The 5,895-nt window shown below is 63.7% G+C and carries 7 protein-coding genes and 1 pseudogene; 2 read left to right on the top strand and 6 right to left on the bottom strand.

Features of this window, described 5'->3' with window-relative positions; all coding sequences use genetic code 11:
* Positions 1 to 488: pseudogene (locus tag MOV61_RS27730) on the bottom strand (DUF2339 domain-containing protein); the annotation flags it as partial.
* 349 nt (positions 489 to 837) lie between these two features.
* Between MOV61_RS27730 and MOV61_RS27735 the strand changes: the two are divergent.
* Positions 838 to 1,227, top strand: a complete 390-nt coding sequence (locus tag MOV61_RS27735; protein WP_038585217.1) for an MbcA/ParS/Xre antitoxin family protein — start codon at positions 838 to 840, stop codon at positions 1,225 to 1,227.
* Positions 1,224 to 1,916 carry an RES family NAD+ phosphorylase gene (locus MOV61_RS27740; protein ID WP_247138887.1) on the top strand — a complete coding sequence of 231 codons (693 nt, stop codon included), beginning with the start codon at positions 1,224 to 1,226 and terminating at the stop codon, positions 1,914 to 1,916. The genes MOV61_RS27735 and MOV61_RS27740 overlap by 4 nt, the downstream gene beginning before the upstream one ends.
* 85 nt (positions 1,917 to 2,001) lie before the next feature.
* On the opposite strand, the gene MOV61_RS27745 is transcribed toward MOV61_RS27740, so the two are convergent.
* The 5 genes from MOV61_RS27745 to MOV61_RS27765 all read right to left on the bottom strand — a co-directional run.
* Entirely contained in the window at positions 2,002 to 2,910 is a 909-nt protein-coding gene (locus MOV61_RS27745) for a mechanosensitive ion channel family protein (protein ID WP_247138888.1), read from the bottom strand.
* Between the two features lie 120 nt (positions 2,911 to 3,030).
* The gene (locus MOV61_RS27750) at positions 3,031 to 3,555 is read right to left on the bottom strand and encodes a tyrosine phosphatase family protein (protein WP_247138889.1); all 525 of its coding nucleotides are present in this window, start codon (positions 3,553 to 3,555) and stop codon (positions 3,031 to 3,033) included.
* Positions 3,552 to 4,136, bottom strand: coding sequence for a YfbR-like 5'-deoxynucleotidase (locus tag MOV61_RS27755; RefSeq protein WP_247138892.1), 585 nt, complete (start codon positions 4,134 to 4,136; stop codon positions 3,552 to 3,554). The genes MOV61_RS27750 and MOV61_RS27755 overlap by 4 nt, the downstream gene beginning before the upstream one ends.
* A gap of 35 nt (positions 4,137 to 4,171) precedes the next feature.
* Positions 4,172 to 5,014, bottom strand: coding sequence for a folate-binding protein YgfZ (locus MOV61_RS27760; protein ID WP_247138890.1), 843 nt, complete (start codon positions 5,012 to 5,014; stop codon positions 4,172 to 4,174).
* 345 nt (positions 5,015 to 5,359) lie between these two features.
* Positions 5,360 to 5,895: hypothetical protein (locus MOV61_RS27765; RefSeq protein ID WP_247138891.1), on the bottom strand; the 536-nt coding region annotated here is incomplete at its 5' end.

Raw genomic sequence — 5,895 nt, forward strand, 5'->3', positions numbered from 1 at the left:
GCCTCGATCGAAGCGCGCACCAGAAAGATGCCGCCGAAGGCAAGCGCCACGCCGCCGACCCAGACCGGCCAGCGGGCGCCGAGATAGCTTTCGAGGTTTTCGCGGTTTTTCGGTTTTGCGGGCGTTGGTGTCCGTGTCGTCGTCGCGACCGGTGCGGGAGCCTCTTCGCGGGCCGCAACGTCCTCGGCGGCCAAGCTTGCCGCAATCGTCTCCTCCTGCACGGCCTCTGCCGCAACCGGTTCTGCCTGGGGGACCGGTTCTGCCCGAACTGCCGGTTCTTCGGTCACCGCTTCGGTGGCGATAACAGCCGCCGCAGCGGGAACCGTCGCCGGGGCAGCCACGGGTGCCGCCGTGGAAACCGGCTGCGTGGAAAGCAGTCCGACCTTGATCGCTTCCAGCTCCTTTTCGAGCGCTGCCACTCGGGTCGATGTCTTGCGATAAAGACCCACCATCAGGATCACCAGCAGCAGGAGGAGGATTTCGATCATCGGCACGCTCGCGGGTGAAGGGTTCAATCAACCGGTTATACAATTGCCGGCCGAGGGAAGGGAAGAGCCGTGTTCCACGACCAATCGGGCGCCGGTCGAGTGTCGGTCACGGTCCCGTGCCGCAATGGCCGTGTCCCATCCGCGCCGGTCATCCGGCCTGGAAAACACCCCGCAAGTGCTCGACGACCTCGGCAACGCTCGGCCCCTGGATCGGCGGCGGTACCGACCGTTCGCAGAATTACCGCAAGCGATAGCAATAACGTCAATCCCAGCAATGTATCAAAAAGGGTCATATGACCTTTACATTCAGTGCAAATGGACTAGCTTCAGGGCGAAGCAGGAGCTTGCCATGGAAGTCGCAGCCAGAAAAGAGAAAGCGGAGCAGCTGACGGCCGTTGCACTGAAGGCCTTCGGCAATGTCGTCGCCGAGTGGGGCGTGCCGGTGAACGAGGCGGCGGCCCTTGCGGATATGTCGGAAAGCACCTGGAAACGTGCCCGAAAACCTGGCTATTCGGGAGGCTTGACCAAGGACCAGATGCTGCGCCTCAGCGCCGTCATCGGCATCTACAAGGCCCTGAAACTCTATTTCAGCGATCCGATTGCTTCCAGATGGATGACGTTGCCGAACGAGGGGCCGCTGTTTCGCGGCACTCGCCCCATCGATACGCTGATCGACGAGGGATTGCCGCAATTCCTCGCGGTCCGAAACTACCTCGATGCCCTGCGGGGCGGTGCGTGATCGTGACCTCGGTCAGCGACCGGGCGCTGGTGCGGCTGATCCCGGCGACCTACCACAAGCCGCCGAGCCTGCGCGGCTTGGTGGATAGCCACGAGGAACTGGCGATCCTTGCCGAGATCGAGGGCATGACCAGTGCCAGGCTGACCGCCGAGCGGGGATTGAACCTCTATCTCGACCGCCGCGAGCTCGCCTGGAAACGCCGCAAGCACGACCTGCAGGTCTACGGCAACACCCATATCAATGCCGCCTTCACCTATACCCGAAAAGGCGGAAACCGCTTCAACGACGAAAACCGCGGGGCCTGGTATTGCAGCTGGGACACGATGACGTCGATTGCCGAGGTCGCCTTCCACAAGACGCGGGAACTGCGGTTCATCGGCGTCTTCGAGGAAACGGCGCGTTATGTGGAACTGCTGGCGGATTTCATCGGCGAGTATCCGGACATCAGCGATGAGAGAGACCACCCGGCACTCGATCCGGATCCGGCGATCGGTTATCCCCAGGGGCAGGCGCTCGCCGAAAGATTGAGGCGCGACGGGCATGACGGACTGATCTATCCGTCGGTGCGGCACGATCAGGGCCGCTGCCTCGTAGCCTTCGAGCCGACGGCCATCCGCAACGTCCGTCCGGGCGCGTCCTGGGACATCGTCTGGTCGGGCAGCGAGGAATACGACCTCAAGGTCGTGTGACGGCGATTGCCGAATCGATTCTCGTAACATTTGGGCATCGGGGCCGGCTTCCTCGTGAAAAGCCGGCCCCGATGCATCCTTTCCTTCAGGTCCGCTGCGTGACCGGTTCGTCCGCACCGTGAGGAGCCGGAGGTCCGCTCTCACCGGTGACGTCGCGGGTTTCTACCTGAGGGTCTGGAATCTGTTCTGGCGATTTGTCGCCAGGGAACTTATCAAAGGCGAGCTTGACGTCCCTGGTCAGGTCGCGGCCGGTTTCCCACCAGTCGCTGCTCTTCGTCCAGTAACGCAGCGTCAGCTTGGCGCTGCCGGCATCGAATTCGGCCACGTAGACGGTCGGCGCCGGGTCCTTCAGCACCCGCCTTTCACCGCTGGCGAGCGCCATCAGTTTCGCCTGGGTCCGGCCGATATCGCGGTCGGTGCCGATGCTGACTGAAATCTCGTTACGGCGCGTCTTCAGCCGGCTGTAATTGGTGATCGGCACGTTCCACAAGGTCGAGTTCGGCGCTAGCCGGTAGATGCCGTCGGCGGTCCGAAGCTCGGTTGCAAACAGTCCGACATCGACGATCGTGCCGGTGACGCTGCCGGTCTCGATGCTCTCGCCGACCCGGAACGGCCGCAGGACCAGGAGCATGATGCCGGCTGCGATGTTCTGCAGCGTGCCCTGCAGCGCGAGGCCGACAGCAAGGCCGATCGCGCCCAGCGCCGCGAGCACCGATGCCGTCTGCACGCCGAACTGGCCGAGCACCATGACGACGACGAGAACCAGGATCGCATAACGGATGATGTTGGAGAAGAATTGCGACAGCGTCGCATCGATGCCGTGGATGCGCGACAGGCCGCGATGAGCCCAACGGCTGATCAGGCCGGCGGCCATCCAGCCGAGAATGAGGAGAACGATCGCACCGACGGCGGAGAAGGAATATTGCACCGCCAGCGCGCTCAACTGAGCGAGCGCCGCCCTGGTTGCCACAACAAATTCCGACGCCTGATCCATCCGGCGGTCTGCTCCTTCTTTCGGTTTCGCCGTTAATTGGCGCAGCAGGCCGCGAGGTCAAGAGAAAAATGGAGGTTTCCTACCTCCAGCTAAACAATTAGGAAAATTCAACTTTCAGGTTCAAGGCGAGATTTTTAGCGGCAGGATGAAGGAGGCCCGACCGTCGGTCTCGGCGCCGCGGCCTATCCCCTTGATGGCTGCGATCAGCCGGCCGTTGCGGCCGAGCAGCCGGTCGCCGATCTCGATCAGCCGCGTATTCGGCGTGGCATGCGGCGCAACGTTGCGGAGCCTCGCAGCCAGCGCGAAATCGTCCTCTTCCGGGTTGAGCGAGAGTGCGGCGATCACCGCCGCGGCAGGCGAACGGGAGACGCCCATCCAGCAATGGATGACGATCGGCGCCGACTGGTCCCAGTCACGCACGAAGCCGATCAGGCTTTCCACATGCGCCTCGCTTGGGGCAATCAAGCCTCCCGTGCCGGCAAAACCGATATCGTTCATCGCCAGCTTCAAGTGGCGCTCGGCAGAAATCACGCCCGGCCGGTGAAAGTCCTGGCCCTCGGCGATCAGGCTCACCATTTCGCGCGCCTTGTGGCGGACGGCGGTCTCGGCGATGGAACTCAGCGGGCAGACGACGATCGCGGTCACGGCGCGTTGCCCACGGCGTTGCGCTCGGCCTCGATCTGATGGAATCGGTCGAGGAAAAGCTGTTGCGCCGTCAGAGCCGGCATCGGCTGGATCGGCAACATGTCTGAGGTGATGCCGCGCGGCTGGCCGAAAAATTTTCGCGCCTCGGTGACCGAGAAACCGGCAAGTTCGGTGGCCTCGAAAAAGGCAGCGATCGTATCGGCCTTCTTGATCAGCGCCTTCAACTCGCGGGTCGGATGCGGCGGCAGGCCGAAACGCAGGTGGATCGCCGCCTCCAGCCGCTGCTCGACCGCCTTGTAACCGCCGCCGACCACCGATTTGAACGGCGAGATCATGTCGCCGATCACATATTCCGGCGCATCGTGCAGCATCGTCATCTGCAGCGCATCGCCCGTGCAGGCTTCGTTGCAGCGGCGAAAGATTTCCTCGACGACAAGGCAGTGCTGGGCGACGGAAAAGGCATGGTCGCCACGCGTCTGGCCGTTCCAGCGGGCGACGCGGGCAAGCCCGTGGGCGATATCGGAGATTTCGATGTCGAGCGGCGAGGGATCGAGCAGGTCGAGCCGGCGTCCCGACAGCATTCGTTGCCAGGCACGTGGTGCCGTCACCACTGGGCTCACGTCTCGGCCTCTTCAGCCTCGGCGGGGAAGGAGAGCCCGCTCCAGGCCGGAAGCGTCAGGCTCACAGTCACATCGCCCGCGGAAAGCGGTACACCGCGTGCCAAGGCGTCGCCGACGCGGTCGATGCGCACGATCGCTAGCCCCTTATTTCCGGCGACCGATCCGAGCGCGCCGACCGGCTTGCCGCCGGCTACGATCTCGGTACCGGAGGCGGGCAGGGCGGTTTCGCCCGAGACGATCGCCACCCGCCGCCGCGCCGTGCCGCGATGCTGCATGCGGGACACGACCTCCTGCCCGACATAGCAGCCCTTGCGGAAGGAAAGACCGTCCGTCTGGTCGAGCAGCACGTCGTGCGGAAAGGCATCCTGCAGCGCATAGTCGTGACCCGAGATCGAGATGCCGGCTTCGATTCGCAGAGCGTGATAAGCCTCTTCCGGCCCGTCGGCCTGTTTTCCAGGCGCGCGGCTCAGCCTGATGCCGGCCTTGGCGAAAGCCGCATCCTTCACCGCGCCCTTGCCCGAGTCGTCGCCCCAGAAAACGGTGATACCGTCTTCCGAACCGGCAGCGATATCCACGGCTGCGCGCAGCTTGTACATCGTCAGCCGCCGCATCAGCGCCTCGCGCTGGGCCGTCTCGGTCTCGATGACGAACCCATCTCCCTCGCGCCAGACCAGGAAGTCGAACAGGATCTTGCCCTGCGGCGTCAGCAGTGCACCCGGCCGGGTTTCACCTCCCGGCAGCGAATCGATGTCGGTGGTGATCAGCCCCTGCAGGAAATCCTGTGCATCCTTGCCGGTGAGGCGGATCAGGCTTCGCGAAGGAAGAAAGGCGGCGGGCATGGCACGGGAATCCGGTTGTTCTGAGACTGACAATTAAGTCTTCGCCGCCAGCGCGGCAAGGCATGCCGGGCGGCAAATGCGGTGGCGGCCGAATATGCCGCCACCCCCCTCTGCCCTGCCGGGCATCTCCCCCCCTCAAGGGGGGAGATTGGCTGGAGGCACCGCCTAGCGTCCAATACACTATGTTATTTTTTGGGACGTTATTGTGGAGGATGAACCCGATGCGGCAATCTCCCCGTGATCTCCCCCCTTGAGGGGGAGATGTCACGAAAGTGACAGAGGGGGGTAGCGACGGTTAGGCAAATGCAGTGGTGGCGACTACGCGAAAAAACGCGAGTCGCCCGCTCAATCGCCGCCGGAGAAGAACTTCCATTTGCCGTCCGGGCTGATGCCGGCGCGGAAGAAGTTGTAGTTGCCGTTCTCTTCCATGCCGGCGAGGTCGCCGGCCGTCACGATGCGCAAAAGGTCGACCCGTTCGGGCGGCGTCAGCTTCGAAAGCTGCTTGCCGGCGAAATAGGGCCAGACATAGGCTTCTTCCGGCGTGCCGACGTCGAAATGCGCCGCACCGGTGGAAAGGATATCGAGCAGGATGGCGAGGATTTCCTGGCCGTCCGCATCGCCCGAAAAACTCTTCAGCGTTTCGATCGGATCCTCGAATTCGCCGTTCATCACCTGCGTCTGAGTGGCCCCTGTTCCCATCAGGTCGCGCAGGCGGGTGACGTCGCCCGAGGCCGCGGCCTCAACCAGCTTTTCACGCATCTGCTTGACCGGCGCCGGCAGCTTGGTCATGTCGCGGATGATTTCCGCCGGCTTGTCGTCGCTCGGCGCGGGTTTGGCGGCGTTCGGGTTTGCCGGGGCCGCCTTGTCGTCGCCGGCTTGGG

This window comes from Neorhizobium sp. BETTINA12A (genome assembly GCF_023006485.1).
Classification (GTDB): domain Bacteria; phylum Pseudomonadota; class Alphaproteobacteria; order Rhizobiales; family Rhizobiaceae; genus Neorhizobium.

Bases quoted from the DNA above. Each gene is read 5' to 3' on its own strand.
- MOV61_RS27735 (WP_038585217.1), top strand. From the start codon at position 838: ATGGAAGTCGCAGCCAGAAAAGAGAAAGCGGAGCAGCTGACGGCCGTT.
- MOV61_RS27745 (WP_247138888.1), bottom strand. From the start codon at position 2,910: ATGGATCAGGCGTCGGAATTTGTTGTGGCAACCAGGGCGGCGCTCGCT.
- MOV61_RS27755 (WP_247138892.1), bottom strand. From the start codon at position 4,136: ATGCTGTCGGGACGCCGGCTCGACCTGCTCGATCCCTCGCCGCTCGAC.
- MOV61_RS27760 (WP_247138890.1), bottom strand. From the start codon at position 5,014: ATGCCCGCCGCCTTTCTTCCTTCGCGAAGCCTGATCCGCCTCACCGGC.